This is a genomic window from Brevibacillus sp. HB1.1, from assembly GCF_013332445.1.
In the GTDB taxonomy this organism is placed as follows: Bacteria; Bacillota; Bacilli; order Brevibacillales; family Brevibacillaceae; genus Brevibacillus; species Brevibacillus porteri.
This window is the reverse complement of sequence record NZ_JABMIV010000014.1, coordinates 92083-111519: the sequence shown is the minus strand read 5'-3', so window position 1 is coordinate 111519 and position 19437 is coordinate 92083. Positions and strand designations below refer to the sequence as shown.

Here is a 19437-nt window from a genome sequence, read left to right as displayed (position 1 = left end):
CACCGGATTTTGATTAGTTGCACTATTCAATCTTTAATTAGATTGTACAACGTTTCGGCGATGCCTTCGAGAACAATCAGCGGTTAGTCACACAAATTCCGCTTAGACAACTGAACCGGAGAAATCGTATCCTTCGAAAAAGGCGTTAGCCTCATCTGGAAGAAAAACTCCTCTGGACGCAAGGCATGCTGCTCCGATTGCTTAGGTCCGCAGCTATTGCTACCCAGCCCGTTTTGTCGATAATCGAGATGCAGTGTGACATACTCTCTTTTTACGAGATCTGTCGTGTGTTTCGCTTGCTCCAGATCGTCCGTATCATAGCGAAGTGCGCTAAATTCCAAGGTCGGTTGACCCATCGCCAAAAGTCCAATGCCTCGCTGATCCGTGATCGACATCCATTTGACGTCCGTGCGATTGCCATTTTCCTGCGGGAACACGTACGGCGTGTACAGCTCATCCACGCTCGCGTGATACACCCCGATGCGATTGGCTTCCTTGCTGTCGATGTACGCCTCTCCCGGGCCACGACCATACCACGAGACACGCTCCATATCTTTGGCGACCAATAGCTTCAAGCCGATTCGTGGCAGCATTGCTGGCGGGGTGCCTTTGGGTGTGCCTTGAACATCTACTTGCACCTCGCCATTTCCGAACACGGTATACGTGTAGCGGCACGCAAACCCCCAGTCGTATACAGGTGGAGCAATCCGTACATCGCAGGTAATGACCACACGATCTGCTCGATCCTGCTGGATGCTTACATCCTCCACTCGATTTTGCAAACGATCGAGGTACACCTTGCGCCACTCTTCCACTACGTACATGTCATTGTCAATCGGAGCACGCCAAAACGTGAGACGAGGTCCTGCCACCAACAGCTCCTTGCCTGCAAATACCCAGCTCGTCGGCACACCGCTCACTTTGTCAAAAACGAACTGAAAATCTGCTCCTGTAAGGGTGACGTCCGTTTTCGTTTCTTTCGTATCTACTCTGCCTAACACAGCCTGATAGGAAGCGACCTTAACCAGTTGGGCAGCGGTCACTGGCAAGACAAATTGTGCCCACGCCAGCTCATGTCCTGCCTGTACCCAGCTCTCATCTTGGGCCAGCACAAAGGAGAGAGTCAGCCAGTAGTCGGCCCGATCCTGTGCCTGCGCGGGCAAGGTATATGGAACAGCTACAATGGTACGACTTCCTGCTTCTGTATGTGGCAGCGACAGCGTTCCGCTCTGCACCACTTGTCCGTCTGCTGTCACACTCCAAACCATTTTCACGTGCGCAAGCGTGCGGAAATCATAGCGATTCGTAATGGTGACGAGCCCGCTTTCCAAATCAGTCGCTTCGACGACGATCGGCTCAATCACTTTTTTGTATTCGAGTAATCCAGGGGATGGGGTGCGATCCGGACGAATCAGGCCGTCGATGACGAAGTTGCCATTCGTCGGGTAGTCCCCGAAGTCTCCCCCGTAGGCATAATACTCTCGCCCATCCGGCGTAAATTGACGCAAGCCGTGATCAATCCATTCCCACACAAAACCGCCCTGCAAGCGTTGATATTTGTCAAACACATTGGCGTAGTCGCGCAAGCCACCGGGTCCATTTCCCATGGCATGAGCATACTCGCACATGATATGCGGCTTTTGCAGATGTTCATTTTCACCGTGCTGGATCATTTTTTCTACCGAGGAGTACATGGTGGAAAATACATCGCACACTTCTGCTTCGCGATCCTCCTCGTAGTGAATGAGGCGAGTCGGGTCGGCTTGTCGGCACCAAGCAGCCATTGCCCGGAAATTGCAGCCGAAGCCGGATTCGTTGCCAAGCGACCACATGATGATCGACGGATGGTTTTTGTCCCGCTCTACCATGCGCTCCATGCGCTCCACGTATGTCTGCTCCCACTCTGGATCATCGCTCAGCCGACTAATATTTCCAGTTAACTGGAAGCCATGTGTCTCCAAATCGGTTTCGTCCATGACATACAATCCGTACTGGTCGCACAAATCGTAAAAACGCGGATCGTTCGGGTAATGCGCGGTACGAACGGCGTTGATGTTGTAGCGCTTCATCATGAGCACATCTTCACGCATCGTTTCATACGGGACAGCACGCCCGAGATCGGGATGATGATCATGGCGGTTCACGCCGTTGAGGCGAATCGCTTTACCGTTTACGAAGAAGTTGTTTCCTTTTACTTCGATCCGTCGGAAGCCCACGCGAATCGGGATGACTTCTGTCTTTTCGCCCGACTCCTGCTCAATCGAAAGTAGCAGATGATACAGGTTCGGCTCCTCCGCCGACCATTTTTTCGGCTCCTGCACCGGAAGCTCCAAAGTCACGACCTTTTCTTGTCCGGCTGCCAGCTCGCCTGCCCCAGTGTCCGTCAGCGAAGCGATAGGCATGTAGGATGAATCCAACAGCTTTGCGGTCACGTTCACCCCATCATAGGAAGCTGCGGAACTGTTTTCTACATGGACACGTACCCGCAGCACGCCATGGCGGCATTCATCATCCAGATCAGTCACGACTGCCAAATCTCTCACATGCAGCTTCGGTCTGCCAATCAGGGAAACATCCCGGAAAATCCCGCTCAAGTACCACATATCTTGATCCTCAACATACGTACCGTCCGACCATTGGTACACTTGAACAGCCAAGCGATTACTGCCTTCCTGCAACAGCTCCGTCACATCAAACTCAGATGGCAAGCGGCTTCCTTGGCTATAGCCGACTTCCTTCCCGTTCAGCCACACATGAAAAGCGCTGTCGACCCCTTCAAACCGCAGGATCACCTGCTGATTTTGCCACGCAGACGCTACGGTAAACTCTCGTAAATAGCAGCCTGTCGGGTTATCTGACGGGACATGCGGCGGATCTACCGGAAACGGATAATACAAGTCCGTGTAATGCGGTTTTCCGTACCCTTGCAGCTGCCAATGCCCCGGCACCTGAATCCGGGCCCACTCCGTCGCATCATAATCGGCGGCAAAAAAGTTTTCCGGTACACGCAGCGGTGATTCTGCGTATGCAAACTGCCAATGCCCATTCAACAATTGAAACCACGGTGTCGCGCCTCTTTCATATGTCAGTGCTCCCGATTCTTCCGGGTAAGACAAAAAGTAAGCCCGCGCCGCCAAGCGATTTCGCTCAAGCAGCTGATGATTCGCCCAGTCATACCGTTGTTGCATCGATGTACACTCCTCTTTTTACAATTTCACGGTTCCTTGTTCCCTGTTCATTGCTTGCAGGGCCAAGGCGCCAGCACCGAGCATTCCTGCATCTGCACCGAGCTCGGCCAAAACGATCTTTGTCTGTTGATGAACGACTTCCATGGCGTACCGTTGTACACTCGCTTGTACCGGGGCCAGCAATAGCTCCCCAGCCCGGCAAACCCCACCACCGATCACTACGAGCTGCGGGTTGCACACGTTCACCAGCACAGACAAAGCCCAGCCCGTTACTTCACACACTTCGTTCCAGGCGCAGATCGCCACCGCATCACCTTGTTCCACTGCCGTAGCCACCTGCTCAGCCGTAATCCGCTCAATCTGTCCATCGCACAGAGTAAACAGAGGAGAGGCTTTTGCTTGCCGCGGATTGGCATCGAGCTCCTTGTCTAAGCGTTCACGGGCCAATCTGGCAATACCTGTGGCAGATGCGACCGTCTCAACACAACCGAGTTTGCCGCAATTGCATGGAGCAGTAAGCCCTGGATAGCGCACATGACCAATCTCTCCCGCGAATCCGTGACTGCCCCGAACGAGCTTGCCTTCGTTTACAATCCCTGCTCCCACCCCTGTACCAAGCGGCACGAAAACGAGGTGACTTACCTCACGACCCGCACCGAAAATGGCTTCTCCGAGTGCAGCTGTCCGTAAATCGTTTTCAAAAAAAAGCGGCAGCTCCACCAGCTTCGCGAGTGGTGTCCGCAAGTCTGCCTGGTGCAATTGAAAGTTGGGCGAGTGAACCGATATCCCCTTTTCCGCATCAAAAGGACCAGGAAATCCGATCCCTACTGCCTCTATTTGAACGGGTGATTGATCCCGCAGTTCGTTAATCAAGGCAGCCATTCGCTCGATCAAGATGGGCAAGTTGTTATGAACTTTTGTCTCCTTGGCAGCCCGGAGGAGAATTCGCCCATTCTCGTCCATGACCGCCCCTTTCATTGTCGTACCACCGACATCGAGGCCAATTACATGGCGCATGCTACTCCTCCCTTCTGAACCAGTCATTCTACTCGACTCGCTCCACATGCATCGGTTGACTCCTCAACCTCTGCACATCGTCGGGCGCGATCATGCCCGCTCCTAACGACCGTGTATTCGCGGCGCCGCATGCCATTCCCAGCCAAATCGCATCTGGCCAAGCCAAGCCTCGCAGCCTTCCGACAAGGACACCCGCAAGCATCGAATCACCGCAGCCCACTGTATTTTTCACTTCGGTATCCGCTAACCGGATCGCGGAAATACGCCACGTCTCCTTGCCATCGCCAAACCACGCACCCTCCTCTCCTAACGAGAGAAGGACTCGCTGGGCACCGTGCTCACGCAGTTCGCGTATGGCTCTGCATCTGGCATCGTCGCTATCCAGCGAAAATCCGAGAATCGCTTCCGCTTCCGGTCGATTGGGCTTGATGAGCGAGGGGGTTGCTTTTATTCCTTCCAGCAGGGCCTGGCCGCTCGTATCGAGCACACATGCAGTTCCTTTCCCGGCGACACCTCGGATGAGCGCAGCGTATGTTTCAGCTGGAACGCCACCTGGCAAGCTTCCGGAAAAGACCATGTACTGTGCCTTGGCCGCCAGCTCGATCAAACGCTCTTGCAAGCGACTGATCTCTTCTTCATTGGGTGCAGGACCTTGCTCTAGCACTTCTGTCACCGTCTTTTCCTGTTCGTCGAGAAAAGCGAGACACAGTCGAGATTCTCCGCTCGTTTCGATAAAGGAGGACGTAATCCCCTCACGTTCGCAGCCTTCCACGATGAACCTCCCGTTGTGACCGGCGACAAAACCGCTAGCGACTACATCCTGCCCCAATGCTTTTGCTACACGGGCCACATTTAGCCCTTTTCCGCCGGGCAAGCTCAGTACATCTGCCGTGCGATGCAGCTCTCCAGAACGAAAATGCGAGAGTCGATACGTCTTATCGATGGCCGCGTTCAGTGTTACCGTTACGAGCATGCTATCTCACCTGCACAGTAACGAGCGGCTGGCCCATTTTTTGTTTGAACAAATTGATCACTTCTACAGGGGTTGGATCTACGCCGCGAATCAGAGCAGCGTACAGCGACACGAAGTCAGCCAAGTACACGATGGAAAACAAACGAGCCATTCGGGACACACCGTGGGAGTGAACCACCCTTACCCCACCAGCGCGCTCACGCAAAATGTCAGCGCTGATCTCTACACGTTGGGTCGTCTTCTCGCTATCCTCCTGATCGCGGATGAGTGTAAAATGAACGCCCTTCAGCAGTGCAGACGGCGAATCCCAGCCCACAGCTTCGTCGTGGTGAAGACTCGGAATGGCGTTCCAAAATGCCATCAGCTTGCTGTTTTCCCCGAGCTGGTTTTTCCAACGCCATGCAGGAGCATCGAAAAACGGTAGCGTTCCGTACACAACAGGTATCAGTCCATCCATCTCGATGGCGATTTGCTTGGCTTCATTATTTTCGATTGGAGAGTCCGTTCCGTAGATGTGCTTCCACTTTTCGAACAGGGCAATCGTCTCCTCGACCTCCGCACGTTTGTCGGAAATCAGCCCGAGTTTCGTCAATATGGCGAGGATTGGCAAGAAAATGTAGCCGAGTACGATCCGAGGCATCATTCCGCCTGGTACAATCAAGCACGCATGATTGTGTTCACGAGCCAGCTCCAATACTTTTCCGCCCGCCGTAATGACGGCGATCTGTGCTCCTTTGGCGATGGCCGCTTCATAGCCGCTGACGACTTCTTCTGTATTGCCGGAGTGGCTAACGACGATGACGAGCGTCTTCGCATCTACAAAAGCCGGGATGGTGTAGCCTTGATTTAATTGAAGCGGCACTTGCAGCTCGTCAAACAAATACGACTTGATCAAATTAACGCTCGCAGCCGAACCGCCACCAGTGCCAAGCACCACAATATTTTCAATTTTAACAGAAATATTTGACACATCTAAAGAATCAGATAATTGTAAGCCTGTTTTAAACTGCTCATCATAGCTTTCCGTATCTTGCAGTGCCCGAATCGTATCCAGTTCACGCAGTGCTTTTGTATCATCGAGATTCATACGCATGTAAAATCGTCCCTTTCCCATTTTTTTGATTAACGTCCACTAGCTTTCCCGATACAACCACACATCTCCATCTTGGCGAGAGCCACTTCTTTGACCGCCTGCTTGGCCTGCTTCATATAGGTGCGCGGGTCGTTTTCCTGCGGGTTGTTGTCAAATACGCCCTTGATCGCTTGTGAAAACGCGATACGCAGCTCTGTCGCTACGTTCATTTTTGCCATGCCGAGCTGAACCGCCCGCTTCACCTGCTCCTCGGGAATTCCCGAACCGCCATGCAATACAAGCGGCACAGAAACACGACGAGCAATCTCTTCGATACGAACAAAATCAATGCGCGGCTCCCCCTTGTAAATCCCGTGGGCCGTACCAATAGCCGGAGCCAACGTATCTACGCCAGTCAGCTCGATAAATCTCTCGCACTCGATCGGGTCAGCCAGTGCAGCATCTGCATCGTCCACGACGAGATCGTCCTCCACGCCCCCGACCTTGCCGAGCTCTGCCTCCACATTGACACCGCGCTCCCTAGCCAGCTCCACTACACGCCGGGTCATCGACGCATTTTCCGCAAAAGGATGCATCGACGCATCGATCATGACCGATGTATAACCCGCTTCAATACATCGCACGATCAGCTCCTCTTCATGACAATGATCCAAATGCAGGGCAATTGGTACCCGGGCCTCTTCTGAGGCTACCCGGGCGATTGCTGCTACATACTCAGGTCCGAGATGCCGGACCGTTCCGACTGTGGTCTGTAAAATGAGCGGTGCGTTTGCTTCGCAAGCCGCCTCCACTACTGCTTGGAGCATTTCCATCGTGTGTACGTTGAATGCCCCCACACAATATCCTTGCTCCCTTGCTGTGCGCAGCATCTGTGTCGATGATACCAACGCCATATCGATCCCTCCGTTTCCTTTCTGATCTGGTAGTTTACCTAGTCACGCCCTGCAAGCTCGCCAGCTCCAGGTTGATGCCCAGCTCCGCGTACTTACTGACAAGATGCTGTGCCGCCGCATCCGTAATAATCCGATCGACATCGGACACCCCGGCGAACTTCGCCAAATGCGTCTCTCCGAACTTGCTGTGGTCGGCCAGCACATAGACCTTTCTGGCGCGTTCCATCATAACTTGGTTGATTTGCGCTTCTGCCAGATTGAGCGTCGTCAGCCCATTTTCCGGATGAACCCCATCTGCCCCGATAAAGCATTTGAAGACAGAAAGTCCACGCAGATTGTCCGCTGCGACAGAACCAACGAGCGCAAAGGATTTGTGGCGCATCTCTCCACCGATCAAGATAACGTGATGCTTGCCTTGACTGTTCAGCTCCATGGCGATATTGACCGCATTCGTCACAACCGTCAGATCATTCAAGCCGCGCAGCAGCTTGGCGAGCTCCATCATCGTTGTCCCTGCCCCGAGAATAACCGTGTCCCCCGGCTGTATGTGCGACAGCGCTTGATGGGCAATCGCTTGCTTCTCTTCGCTTTTCTCTTCCAGCTTCTCTGTAAAACTGCGCTCCAATGGCAAGAAATTCGTAATCGTCGCTCCCCCGTGAATGCGCGTCAGCAGGCCATCGTTTTCGAGCTTGATCAAATCTTTTCGGATCGTTACTTCCGACACATCCAGCGCCAGACTCAATTGGCTGACGGTTACGCTCTGTTCTGCTTTCAATTGTTCGAGGATCTTGCTGTGCCGTTCGGCTGCCAGCATAAGACTTCACTTCCTTACGATCATAAATAATTTTGTTTCGTTTTATTTCTATTTTCCTTTCGTTTACTTTCACTTCGATCTTAGCATTGTAGAAAAACCGATGTCAAACAAGTTATGAAATTTTCCGAAAATAAAACCAGCCTGCTCTGGTTCTAGACCAAAACAGACTGGTTGGTTGCCGCTTTACCCGATATCCCGACTTTCCAGCATGAAATCAATAAACTTCTTATGTGCCCGTGAAAGCCACTTGTTTTTATGGTAGGCAATTTGCGCATAGAACAACAGCTCTTCCTCGCACGCTATCATTTTCACTTTTTGCTCATTCAACAAGGCTTCGACGCTGATAGAGGGCATCAAGCTCACGCCTAGCCCGTTCGCCACACTCTGCTTGATCGCTTCCATACTGGAGAATTCCAGGTGGTGCTTCGGCTTGATCTCCCTTTTTTCCAAGAATCGTTGAAAAAACCGCCGCAGAGCACAATGCTCTCCACTGAAAATCATGCATTCCTCGCCAGCATCCTCTATTTTCTCAAACGAATGATTACGCCCCCCGATAAAAACCAGCCGCTCGGTAGAGAACTGCTCCACTACCAGATTCGGATCATCGAGCTTTGGCTCCAGCGTGATCACAATATCCAATAGACCTTCATGCAGCTTTTCCCGCAAGCGAATGCAGTCGTCCATCACAAATGAAATATTTACGCCTGGGTAGCTCGCTCTGTACTTGGACAAAATGTCACCCAGCCGATAGATCGTAATCGTCTCTGAGGCCCCGATGCGCAGCTCGCCTTGCAGGGATTGCTCATTCGCCGATATATCCTTGATTTTTGCATACGAAACCAGCAGCTCCTCGACATACGTGTACAGCTCGCGGCCATAGGTGGTCAACTGAATTTTCTTTCCCAATCGATCAAACAGAGGGACACCCATTCCTTCTTCCAACTGCTGAATATGGGAGGTAATCGTCGCCTGTGAATATTGCAGTGCTTGTGCAGCTTTTGTAAAGCTGTTGAAATCGACGACTGCCTTAAAGGTTTGAAATTGGCGAATCTCCATACCGCTCCCCCTTGCGCAAATTTATTATCAGAAATCCTGAAGATCATCTTCAGAACTTTCATTTTTACTAATAACCAATGATAGCATATGATTCTTGGTATGTACCGGTACGGCTTGAACGATTCGAACACAGGAGCTGATTTTCGATGAAAAAAGTGTGCTTGTTATTACCGAATGGTTTTGAAGCAGTAGAGGCTAGCGTATTTACAGATGTAATCGGCTGGAACAAGGAAGAGGGCGACGGAACAACGGAGCTGGTGACGGTGGGAACGCGCAAAGAGCTGAAATGCACGTGGAATTTTACTGTGATCCCCGAAATGGTGATCGACGATGCGGATGTAAATGACTTCGATGCACTGGCACTGCCTGGCGGTTTTGAGCAGGCGGGGTTTTATGAAGATGCCTATCGCGAGGACGTGCTCGCTTTCATACGTGAATTTGAAAAACAAGGCAAAGTGATCGCCTCCATCTGTGTTGGCGCACTGCCCCTCGGGAAAAGCGGGATTTTGCAAGGACGAAACGCAACGACCTACAACCTGAACAACCAGTTGCGGCAAAAGCAACTAGCTGCGATGGGTGCCAATGTCATCCCTGACCAATCCATCGTCATCGACAACAATATTATCACCTCGTACAACCCTTCGACCGCTTTTGATGTGGCATTCACCTTGCTGGAGTCGCTGACATCCCGCGAAAACACCGACAATGTGAAACGCTTGATGGGGTTTCTTGTATAATAAAACCGGCATTCTGCCCAGTGCTCTTGGGTAAATGCCGGTTTCTTTCTGCTATTTAACGAACAAGCTCGCCAGCGCTCACTGTGTCTATATGAATGAGAATATCAAATGTTTGCCCAAGCGCAGTTGTTACAGTGTTTGGTTTGCTTGGATCAGCAGAACCGAATCCGTTCAAAAACGGTCGTTCTTCCTCTAACCATTTTTTGGTGAGACCTGTAGCATTCCGTAAATCAACAAAGTATTGATCCTTTGAGACTTGATCCAGGGTGTGATTGAATGTTTTTGGATCATTCGATTCAATGGTAACTGGAACAATTTTATTTTCTAGGTTATACGCGTTGTAATCGCCTTTCCCGAATGAAGTTCCAATCGTTACATATTTCTTACCATAATGCTCCAGTAAGTGCTGACCGGCGAGCTTCGGGTATACATCCGGCAATATATTGTTCTTTGCGATGTGCCCATTGTGACCCCATACGATTGTTTTTCCCAGCTGTTCATGAGCCCACTTCGCATTCTCAAACATCGCGATATCATGCCTCAAAAATACTTCTGATGGATTCTCCGAGAAGTTGAAATACATGCCAGTAAATTGCTCAATGACCTTGGCGTGTTGCTTGATCTTTGCAAACTCCTCGGATTGGCCGTTCAGACGCTTTTTGTTTTGTTCTAATATTTTCGTGATTTCTTTCGCTTGCTCATGATGTTTTTTCTGAATGGCATCTGGCAAAGATGTATAGGTTTCCAGATCCTTCGTAGCTTCGGCAAGTTCCTTCATTTTTTTATCCACACGGGGCAGCAGGTCAGGCTTATATTCTTTTATATACTGTCTGATCTCATCGTATACATTTTCGCTGACGTTTTGTACATCCATCCCGACCACCCGCAGTTTCTCTTCGTTCTCCGGATCAGCATTGTACTCACGCATCCATTCCAGCATGTCTACGATTTCTTGTGTTTGAAATAGGGGCATTAGATATTCACTCGGATTCCCTTCTCCTGTGAGAACGTAATGATCAAGTTCCAATGCGTTGCCCCAGTTTTCTTCTAATACAAGGGTGGTAAAGCCCATTTCCATGACGAGAAATTCAACAATCCGGTGTTTCATCGTAAAAATTTCACGACTGCCATGATTTGCCTCACCTAAACCTACGATTGAAGCAGAACCGATCATGTCGCGCAGCGGTTCAATATCTTCAAGATCAGTCCCAGGCTCAGCGCTATTCAATTCAAAAGATTTCAGCTCTAACCATTCTTTTGGACTTAGATTTTTTGCCTTCTTCCCTTGTTGTTGTTCGCTGTCCGCCTCGGTTAATGGAGCTGCATACGTGGCATGGGCTCCTGTTAAGAGGAGACTACAAATCGATACCGCGGCGATGCTACTTTTGTAAAAGTTCATTTCTCTTTCCTCCTATTATCTTCGTTTGCCCAAAGTATGGCCCGAGCACTGCCTGTACAACAAGTAACGTTTTGTCATAAGTATCAAACGCCCAGCTGCCAACGGTTTCCCCCTACCCCATATGACAATCTGTCATCAAAAAAAGCACCGGATCTTGAAGATCGGTACTTTTGAAATAACATTTCCAATGTCATATGCTGCAATCAGGGATAAGAATCGGCCATCCATCGCACCCTACCTTCTAAAGGAGTGGTGAATCATGGATAATAAAAAGCGTTCCTCTGAGCACGATCCAACGATTGCGCCAAGTATGTACGGTCATGACCCTTTGGAAGAAAAGGCAACGGAAGAAGAAGTAGAAAAAGGGGATTACACAAAGGTAACGCGGCTGTTCCTAGATCGAACGCCGGAAGAGTAAAGACGGGATTTCTCCCGTCTTTTTTGTCGTCTATAAGATACTCTTGGTTCGCGCCAGTTCAACTGCTTCTTCCCGGTTGCTGGCACCGAGCTTCGAATAAAGAGTGGAACAGTAATTCCGTATCGTTCCCTCCGATAAATATAGTTTGGTGGCAATCGATTTGTAGCGAAGCCCATCCGATAAAAGCTGTAAAATCTCCCGCTCCCGTTTCGTCAATCCATACGGATCATTCGGGCTGTACCTCTCCAACTGCTCACGTTGGCGCTTCATCTCTTCGAATACGCGCGTGGCGATCGACTGATCAAGCCACGTTCCCCCGCTATATATGAGCTTCATCGCTTCCATCATCTCTTTTGGACGAGTAGACTTCAGCATATATCCTTCCGCCCCATGCTCCAATGCTGTTGCTGCCTGTACCGAATCCTCAAACGTTGTCATGACCACAACCTTCATGTTCGGCCAGCTTTCTTTCATTTGAAGGAAGGTCTCCAGTCCGTTCATCCCTTGCATGTGCACGTCCATTAACACGATATCCGGCTGGTGTCGTTCACACTGTTCTAAAGCTTCTTGCCCATCACTGGCTGTACCCACAACGATAAAGTTGTCCTGCTGGCTTAATATTTGCTGTAAACTGTCGGCAATCATCACCTGATCGTCAACAATCAGCAGGCGGATACTTCCCTGTCCAGCTTCTGCCTGTATGGGAACATTACAAATGACAACGGTCCCTTGCCCTGATTGTGAATGAACGGACAGCGTACCTTGCTGTTGCTCAAGCCGTTCTTTTATTCCCTTTAGTTCTAAGCCGAATTCGATGGACTCTAGTCCGTTGCCATTATCTTCGATTTGTAAACGGAGTTGCTGACTTTCGAAATACAGATCAACAGCTATCACACTTGCTTGGCCGTGACGAACCCGCATTGTAAGCAATTCTTGCAGGCAACGATATAAAGAAATGCTCATTTTTTGCATAACGAGCGTCTCACTGCCGATCACACGGAAGTTGACCGTTACACCTGTTGACTTCATAAATTCTTCCGTCAGTTCCAGGAGTGACTCACTTAACGACTGGTTGAAGCGAGCATGAGCATGAGAGAGCTGATGCAAATGCTTTCTGATATCATCTAGGCTGCCTTCTGCTATGGAGACAAGTTTATCAACTCGTTCGACCTGTGAATCAGGAACCGAGGATCGGAGCGACTCAACGCCAACAATCAGAGAGGTTAGCGAATGGCCAATCGTGTCATGTAACTCATGTGACAGCCGATTACGTTCCTCGATCAGTGTCAGCTCCTCGATTTGCTTAATATGCTGCTCCAATAATTGCTTCTGTTCCTGAATGATGCGGCCTTGCTTATGAGACTCAATTAATATGCTAAATGCCATCCCAATCGCAAAACCAAAGCTGCAACTAAACATGAACTCGTACGGGAGACGATTGGTAATCAACCCGTTCAAAACCGGAAAAATAATCCCACTAGTGATTCCCGTCCACATATACGTTCTGCGACTACTGGCCACACCAATAATGATTACTAGTAAAACGAAAGGCCAAGTCCATCCAGGTGCTACAAAGGCCACAAATAGATAAAAAAAGCCTGTCATTACGACTTCGACTGCCAGATACCAATCTTTTTTTCTATATTGAACGATCAATGGAATGGCATAAACCAAAAGGGCACTAAGGATGATGACTCCGAACGGAACGGCTATCATTGCCGGATACATAATATCTGCGATGACGATGATACCTAGCCAAATCGTTCGCAAGGCAAAAATCACCCAATTGTACCAGAACCATTTTTTTATCATGAATAACATTTGTCATGTACTCCTGCTCATTTGAATGGTAAGGAATTTCCCGAATGTTTCTGACTCATCATGCATCATCATTTCCCGATTCGTCAAGCAGAATGAGCCGTGTCATATAGCTCCTATGACATTTTATCATGCCGCAAATATGAACGGTTAGCACGATGTCATATATAGATTGAACGGTATTGTCACTATGTGATTTTACAGCCCTGAGAATAAGGTGGATGTGTAAAGACAACACATTTCAACTTACAGGAGCGATGAGAAATGAAACCATTCCCTATGCAAAAAGGAGCGTCCCTTACGTTATCTGCATTATTGATAGGAACGCTGATACTTCCTACTTACGGTTGTGCGGAAGCAGGTTTGGACCAGGCAATCACGCAACAACAGAAAACGGATCATACCAAAATAAAAGAAGCGATTGATAAAGCTGCTGCCAGCGAAAACATTCCAGGTGTCCTCTTTGCAGTAAAGAAGGGAAATGATTTCTGGTCGTATGCTTCCGGAGAAGCGAATATAGAAAGTAAGAAACCGATGGAAGCTGACTTTTCATTTCGAATCGGGAGTTTAACGAAATCGTTCGTCGGTGTAGTGACCCTGCAACTAGCTGAGGAAAAGAAGCTAAGCCTCGATGACTCGTTGGAAAAATGGCTCCCAGGTGTCGTCCAAGGAAACGGATATGACGGTAACAAAATTACGATTCGTCAGTTATTAAATCATTCGAGTGGAGTGGCAGACTACTTAGATGATGAACTCAAGGAAAGTATAATCCAGAACTCCACTCAAACGTTTACAGCAGAACAACTCATTTCTCGCGCATTAAAGCATACACCGACCACGGGTGGCTATTCGAATACGAATACAGTGCTGATGAAACTCGTTATCCAAAAGGTCACAGGAGAAACGGTTGCCGAACAAATCAAGAAACGAGTGATTGAGCCGCTTCAACTAACAGAAACGTTTTTCCCGGATCACTCACAATCCATTCAGAAAAACAGTCCGAATGGATACTTTAACAATGCCGGTACATTAATGGATATAACTGACCTTAACCCTTCGTTTGCAGACGCAGCAGGGGCTATGATCTCGACTACGAAAGATTTAACAACGTTCTTTAGCGCTTTATTGGGCGGAAAATTGTTAACACCTGAGATGCAGAAAGAAATGTTAACCACTGTTTCTAATCCATACGGAAAATTCGGACTCGGTATTCAGGAAGTAACATTGCCGGATGGCACTACCATATGGGGCCATCAAGGCGGTATTCCTGGATTCACCAACTTCGCAGGTGGAACAAAAGACGGCGAGCACGTGATCGCGATGAGTATCAATGCATTAGGAGATACTGTTTCTCATATGGAGAACATCCAGATGACTGAATTCTCGGGACAAGCGATGCAACCATCCACCCCGGATCAAGCAGCTCAAAAACATGGGAAAGAAATGAAGGACTTCATTGATCAGAAAGCAAAAGTTGAGGGAGTCCCTGGAATAATTGCTGCTGGGTTAAGAGACGGAGAATACTGGTCTTATACAGCCGGTGTAGCCAACCTCGATAATAAAAAACCGATGGAGCCAGACTTTACTTTCCGTATTGGTAGTGTCACAAAGGCGTTTGTTGCTACCGTTGTCTTACAGTTGGCTCAGGAGAAAAAGCTAAATCTTGAAGACTCGGTAGAAAAATGGCTCCCAGGTGTGGTAAAGGGCAATGGGTATGACGGCAACAAAATCACGATTCGTATGTTATTGAACCAAACGAGCGGGATTGCAAGCTATACGAGTACAGACATGCGGTACGCTACCTCATTCCCTCAATATACCGTTGATGACCTTGTACGTATGGGACTGGCTAAGCCACCAGTATTTCAACCAGGGGCAGGCTTTGACTATTCGAATACAAATACCGTCCTAGCTGGTCTTGTTATTCAAAAGGTGACAGGAGAAACGTACGATGTGCAGATGAAGAAACGGATCCTCGACCCGCTTCAGATGACAAATACATCCTTTAGTGGCAGTAATCCAAAAATCCCGGGCCAGCATGCCACAGGCTATAGCTTGAATCGGGAAGGGAAACTGTTTGATTTCACAGAGTATAATCCTTCATTCGCGAATGCTGCGGGGGAAATGATTTCGACAGGGAAAGATTTGACCAGCTTTTTTAGTGCGCTTTTGGGTGGGAAATTATTAAATGACGAGATGATGAAACAGATGACAACAGGTGTGGAATCGCCTTTTGGCAAATATGGATTGGGAATTTACGGGGTGACACTGCCGAGCGGAAAGACCTATTGGGTTCATGGAGGCGGCATTCATGGGTTTGAAACGTTAGCGGGTGGTACCTTAGGCGGGAAGGATATTATGGTGACGAACATCAATGCGGTCGGTCCAGAACCTGTCGTCACTAACCAAGCCATGTTCGAAAAGGAATTTAACCGTTAAGTTAAAAAGGAAAATTGATAGAAGGCTTTTGCTTTTGGAAATCCAAGAGCAATAAGCCTTTTTCCTATTCAATTATTATCTATAAATTTATTTATTGTTATGCTACTAAAACATAATTTGTTTTATCGATAACTCGACCTTAGAATAGCAACTGTACCCCAATCAAAAAATACAGGAGGCAATATAGATGGCAAAACAAATCTTGATGGTAGTCACCAATCATACAGACATGCAGGAAGGCAAAAAGACAGGAATTTGGCTGTCCGAGTTTGCGGAGGCTTATCTAGCCTTCGAAAACAAAGGCTTTGAAGTCACCGTAGCAAGTCCATTGGGTGGAGTTGGTCCGATTGACCCCGGCAGCGTGGACGACCAAACACCGCAAGAAATCTTGGACGCCGCCAAGCATCTGGAAAACACCAAAAAGCTGGATGACGTAACAGCAGACGGCTTCGAGGCCATTTTCCTTCCTGGTGGTCATGGCACGATGTTTGACCTGCCAGATAACCAAAAGCTCCAGCAATTACTGCGAGATTTTTATGAAGCAGGAAAAATCGTAGCCGCTGTTTGCCACGGTCCTGCCGGTCTCGTCGGTGCGACCTTGTCAAATGGTCAGCAGCTTGTCGCAGGCAAGCGCGTGAATGCTTTCACAGACAGAGAAGAAGCAGCAACAGGCTTGGGGTCCTACCTGCCTTTCCTCCTGGAGAGCAAAATCCGCGATCTCGGTGCCATTTTTGTGGCGGCACCAAACTGGAGCACCCATGTAGAAGTAGACGGCAACCTGATTACTGGACAAAATCCCCAATCTACACTCGCTGTCACAGAAGCAGTAGTAAACAAATTAGGCGAATAATACACGTGAGGCTGATAGACGAAAAATATCAGCCTTCCCCCTATTTATCTTGTCATTTTCTTTATCCGAAAGGAGGGCTACTCACTACCATGGCAACAGAAAATATGGCCCGACACTATAAACCAGCACAGGCCACTCGCAAAGGATCGACTCTCGCCCTGTACGCTCTGACACTCGGAGCATTTGCGATCGGGATGACAGAGTTCATCATTATGGGACTACTCTCTGAGGTAGCCACCAGTCTGAACGTCTCCATTCCGATGGCTGGATTCCTTATTACCGGCTATGCATTGGGTGTCGCTATCGGCGCTCCCATCATTACGATGGCTACCCACAGAATGCCGCGCAAAGCACTTCTGCTGTTTCTTATGATTCTATTTATCGCGGGAAATGCGCTAGCCGCCCTCGCACCGAACTATATGGTTCTGATGCTGGCTCGCATCCTGGCTGCTCTTACCCACGGATCGTTCTTCGGTGTGGGTTCGGTCATTGCTGCTGAGCTGGTTCCCAAGGAAAAACGCGCGGGTGCCATCGCGATTATGTTTACCGGACTGACACTGGCCAATATTTTGGGTGTACCGATTGGAACGTTTCTGGGGCAAGCGTACGGGTGGCGCTCTACTTTCTGGGCAATCACGATGATTGGGATCATTGCATTGATCGGAATTGTCATGCTCGTTCCGAAGGTCGCCAACGCAACGTCCAGTCTGCGACAAGAGCTCGGCGTACTCAAACGCCCAGCGGTTCATATCGCGCTTTTGATGACTGTATTCGGATTTGGTGGCGTATTTACCGCGTTTACGTACATTTCGCCAATCCTGGTGGACATCACGGGCTTCTCACCCAGCTCTGTTTCGTACATCCTCGTCTTATTCGGCGTAGGGATTACAATCGGGAATATTTACGGTGGAAAATTGGCAGACCGCAAGCTGTTTCCTTCCCTGCTCGGGATACTTGTCGCACTAGCGCTCATTCTCGCTGTGTTCAGCTTTACCGATCAAAATAAGCTTCTCACCTTAATTACCGTATTCATTTTGGGGATTGCCGCATTTGGTACCGTTCCTGGCTTGCAGCTCCACATGCTCAACACAGCCAAGGAAGCACCTACTCTCGCCTCGACCCTGAACATCGCGGCCTTCAATCTGGGTAATGCACTTGGTGCCTATATCGGGGGCGTTGTTATCGATTTTAACTTTGCAGGCGGTCTTACTGCCGTTCCTTGGGTCGCTTCGCTCGTGACGGTCATCGGAATTTTGTTTACGATATGGGGAGCACAGCACCAGAAACGTCTCAGTTAAGAAAGGATAGCCAGCATGGTGGACTTTGAATGGTACCGAAGCTTTATCAGCATTTATAAGCATAGCTCCGTATCGGAAGCTGCCAGAACGAGAATGATGACCCAACCAGCCATGAGCCAGCATTTGGCCTCCCTGGAAGCAGAAGTGGGTGAGCCGTTATTTACACGAGCTCCCCGAAAAATGATTCCTACCGAGAGAGGCAAAGCGCTCTATACACAGGTGGTTCCGCTCATCGAAGCTTTGGAAGAAACCACGCAGACCCTCAAGACGAACGCGGCCACGTCTTTACCCGTGATTCGAATCGGGTCAGCGCATGAGTTTTTCCGTGAAAAATTAGCTCCGCATATCGGGAGCTACCAAATGCGCGTCATCGCCTATCTCGGTGTCGCTTCCAAGGTACTCGAATTATTACTGGAGGAAAAAGTAGATCTCATCGTCATGTCGCAAAAGCTTTCCGCGCCAGGCGTCGAATATATTCCGTACATGCAAGAGGAATTTGCTTTGGTGGCACCTCCCGATTACAGTGAACCAACGTTTGACGACGAGGAGTCTTTTGAATCGTGGCTATGCTCCCAGCCGTGGATCAGCTATGATTTGGATTTGCCGATCATCCGCCGCTTTTGGCGTGAGCATTTTCAGAAGCGTCCACAAACGCATCCGACACACGTCGTACCGGATTTGCACAGTGTGCTGAAGGCTATCGAGCATGGTGCTGGCATCAGCCTGTTGCCCACGTTCATGTTGGATGACCATTTGTCCAGAAACAAAGTAAAGATCATGTATCCGTCCTGTACTGTTTTTAATGATTTGTACTTGGCATATCATATGAAGAACCGAAATTTGCCCCTCTTGAAAGCATTAATTGAAACGATGAAGAAGACGGTTGAAAAAAAACAATAGATAAAAATAATGCCGCTCCTAAAAATGGAGCGGCACATTCTTACAAACAGTTTAAAGTTTTAACATCTCGTTTATCCAAGATCTAAAGTTTTCTTGCATATTTGGATATGTTCCATCAATATTTTTCCTCAATGTCACCCACTGTAAATGCTGAGGGAGATTGCATATTTTTAATCTGAGATCATTCAACTCTCCCGTATAATCTTCTAATAGAAGCAACCGTTCACCATCTAGCGTTTCCTTTCCATATGCTTCATATTTTACTTCATTGATTACTGCAGTCGTATGCCAGTGTTTGTATGTGCACCAACGGAAGTTCCCTGGTAGCCCTTTTAATTTCAAATTCAATTCTTCTATGTCTTCTTTTCTTACATAAGACCCAATTATTTCAGCATCTATTTCAATTCTTGGATCGAACTCTTTACAATCAATGGTAAGCTCATAATCTGCATTTTCTTCAGTATGATAGTGAAATAGGATATCTCTCAAGTTGTTTAAGACAATTTCTTTGCCAAAGTATACTCCTGATTTTTTCTCCATAAAT

Annotated in this window: 16 protein-coding genes; 6 read left to right on the top strand and 10 right to left on the bottom strand. The window is 48.7% G+C overall.

What is annotated here, in order from left to right; genetic code table 11:
• Nucleotides 1–83: 83 nt before the first annotated feature.
• The 7 genes from ebgA to HPY27_RS26755 all read right to left on the bottom strand — a co-directional run bounded on the left by ebgA (nucleotide 84) and on the right by HPY27_RS26755 (nucleotide 9034).
• Complete coding sequence (gene ebgA / locus HPY27_RS26785; RefSeq protein WP_174226390.1) at nucleotides 84–3188, bottom strand: beta-galactosidase subunit alpha; 3105 nt, start codon at nucleotides 3186–3188, stop codon at nucleotides 84–86.
• A gap of 18 nt (nucleotides 3189–3206) precedes the next feature.
• On the bottom strand, nucleotides 3207–4205 hold the full coding sequence (locus tag HPY27_RS26780) for an ROK family protein (RefSeq protein ID WP_174226389.1): 999 nt from the start codon (nucleotides 4203–4205) through the stop codon (nucleotides 3207–3209).
• Nucleotides 4206–4233: 28 nt separating this feature from the next.
• Nucleotides 4234–5178, bottom strand: a complete 945-nt coding sequence (locus HPY27_RS26775) for a 1-phosphofructokinase family hexose kinase (protein ID WP_174226388.1) — start codon at nucleotides 5176–5178, stop codon at nucleotides 4234–4236.
• A gap of 1 nt (nucleotide 5179) precedes the next feature.
• The gene (locus HPY27_RS26770) at nucleotides 5180–6271 is read right to left on the bottom strand and encodes a bifunctional phosphoglucose/phosphomannose isomerase (RefSeq protein ID WP_174226387.1); all 1092 of its coding nucleotides are present in this window, start codon (nucleotides 6269–6271) and stop codon (nucleotides 5180–5182) included.
• A gap of 29 nt (nucleotides 6272–6300) precedes the next feature.
• The gene (locus tag HPY27_RS26765) at nucleotides 6301–7164 is read right to left on the bottom strand and encodes a class II fructose-bisphosphate aldolase (protein ID WP_174226386.1); all 864 of its coding nucleotides are present in this window, start codon (nucleotides 7162–7164) and stop codon (nucleotides 6301–6303) included.
• A gap of 34 nt (nucleotides 7165–7198) precedes the next feature.
• A complete protein-coding gene (locus HPY27_RS26760; RefSeq protein ID WP_174226385.1) occupies nucleotides 7199–7978 on the bottom strand; it encodes a DeoR/GlpR family DNA-binding transcription regulator in 780 nt (259 codons plus the stop codon).
• Nucleotides 7979–8161: 183 nt separating this feature from the next.
• On the bottom strand, nucleotides 8162–9034 hold the full coding sequence (locus tag HPY27_RS26755; protein WP_174226384.1) for a LysR family transcriptional regulator: 873 nt from the start codon (nucleotides 9032–9034) through the stop codon (nucleotides 8162–8164).
• 146 nt (nucleotides 9035–9180) lie between these two features.
• Between HPY27_RS26755 and HPY27_RS26750 the strand changes: the two genes are divergently transcribed.
• On the top strand, nucleotides 9181–9771 hold the full coding sequence (locus tag HPY27_RS26750) for a DJ-1/PfpI family protein (RefSeq protein ID WP_174226383.1): 591 nt from the start codon (nucleotides 9181–9183) through the stop codon (nucleotides 9769–9771).
• Nucleotides 9772–9826: 55 nt separating this feature from the next.
• Here HPY27_RS26750 and HPY27_RS26745 read toward each other — a convergent pair whose 3' ends face one another.
• A complete protein-coding gene (locus HPY27_RS26745) occupies nucleotides 9827–11170 on the bottom strand; it encodes an erythromycin esterase family protein (RefSeq protein ID WP_174226382.1) in 1344 nt (447 codons plus the stop codon).
• Between the two features lie 259 nt (nucleotides 11171–11429).
• Between HPY27_RS26745 and HPY27_RS26740 the strand changes: the two genes are divergently transcribed.
• Nucleotides 11430–11588: a hypothetical protein gene (locus HPY27_RS26740; protein WP_007720288.1), complete on the top strand. Its 159-nt coding sequence runs from the start codon at nucleotides 11430–11432 to the stop codon at nucleotides 11586–11588.
• A 30-nt stretch (nucleotides 11589–11618) separates the two neighbouring features.
• On the opposite strand, the gene HPY27_RS26735 is transcribed toward HPY27_RS26740, so the two are convergent.
• A complete protein-coding gene (locus HPY27_RS26735; RefSeq protein WP_174226381.1) occupies nucleotides 11619–13409 on the bottom strand; it encodes a helix-turn-helix transcriptional regulator in 1791 nt (596 codons plus the stop codon).
• 261 nt (nucleotides 13410–13670) lie between these two features.
• Here HPY27_RS26735 and HPY27_RS26730 point away from each other — a divergent pair, with 261 nt between their 5' ends.
• The 4 genes from HPY27_RS26730 (at nucleotide 13671) to HPY27_RS26715 (ending at nucleotide 18893) form a co-directional block, all read left to right on the top strand.
• Nucleotides 13671–15845 carry a serine hydrolase domain-containing protein gene (locus HPY27_RS26730; protein ID WP_174226380.1) on the top strand — a complete coding sequence of 725 codons (2175 nt, stop codon included), beginning with the start codon at nucleotides 13671–13673 and terminating at the stop codon, nucleotides 15843–15845.
• 187 nt (nucleotides 15846–16032) lie between these two features.
• Nucleotides 16033–16695, top strand: a complete 663-nt coding sequence (locus HPY27_RS26725) for a type 1 glutamine amidotransferase domain-containing protein (protein ID WP_174226379.1) — start codon at nucleotides 16033–16035, stop codon at nucleotides 16693–16695.
• A gap of 89 nt (nucleotides 16696–16784) precedes the next feature.
• On the top strand, nucleotides 16785–17993 hold the full coding sequence (locus tag HPY27_RS26720) for an MFS transporter (protein WP_017246758.1): 1209 nt from the start codon (nucleotides 16785–16787) through the stop codon (nucleotides 17991–17993).
• A gap of 15 nt (nucleotides 17994–18008) precedes the next feature.
• Nucleotides 18009–18893, top strand: coding sequence for a LysR family transcriptional regulator (locus HPY27_RS26715; protein WP_174226378.1), 885 nt, complete (start codon nucleotides 18009–18011; stop codon nucleotides 18891–18893).
• 51 nt (nucleotides 18894–18944) lie between these two features.
• On the opposite strand, the gene HPY27_RS26710 is transcribed toward HPY27_RS26715, so the two are convergent.
• Complete coding sequence (locus HPY27_RS26710; RefSeq protein WP_173623484.1) at nucleotides 18945–19433, bottom strand: hypothetical protein; 489 nt, start codon at nucleotides 19431–19433, stop codon at nucleotides 18945–18947.
• Nucleotides 19434–19437: the final 4 nt, after the last annotated feature.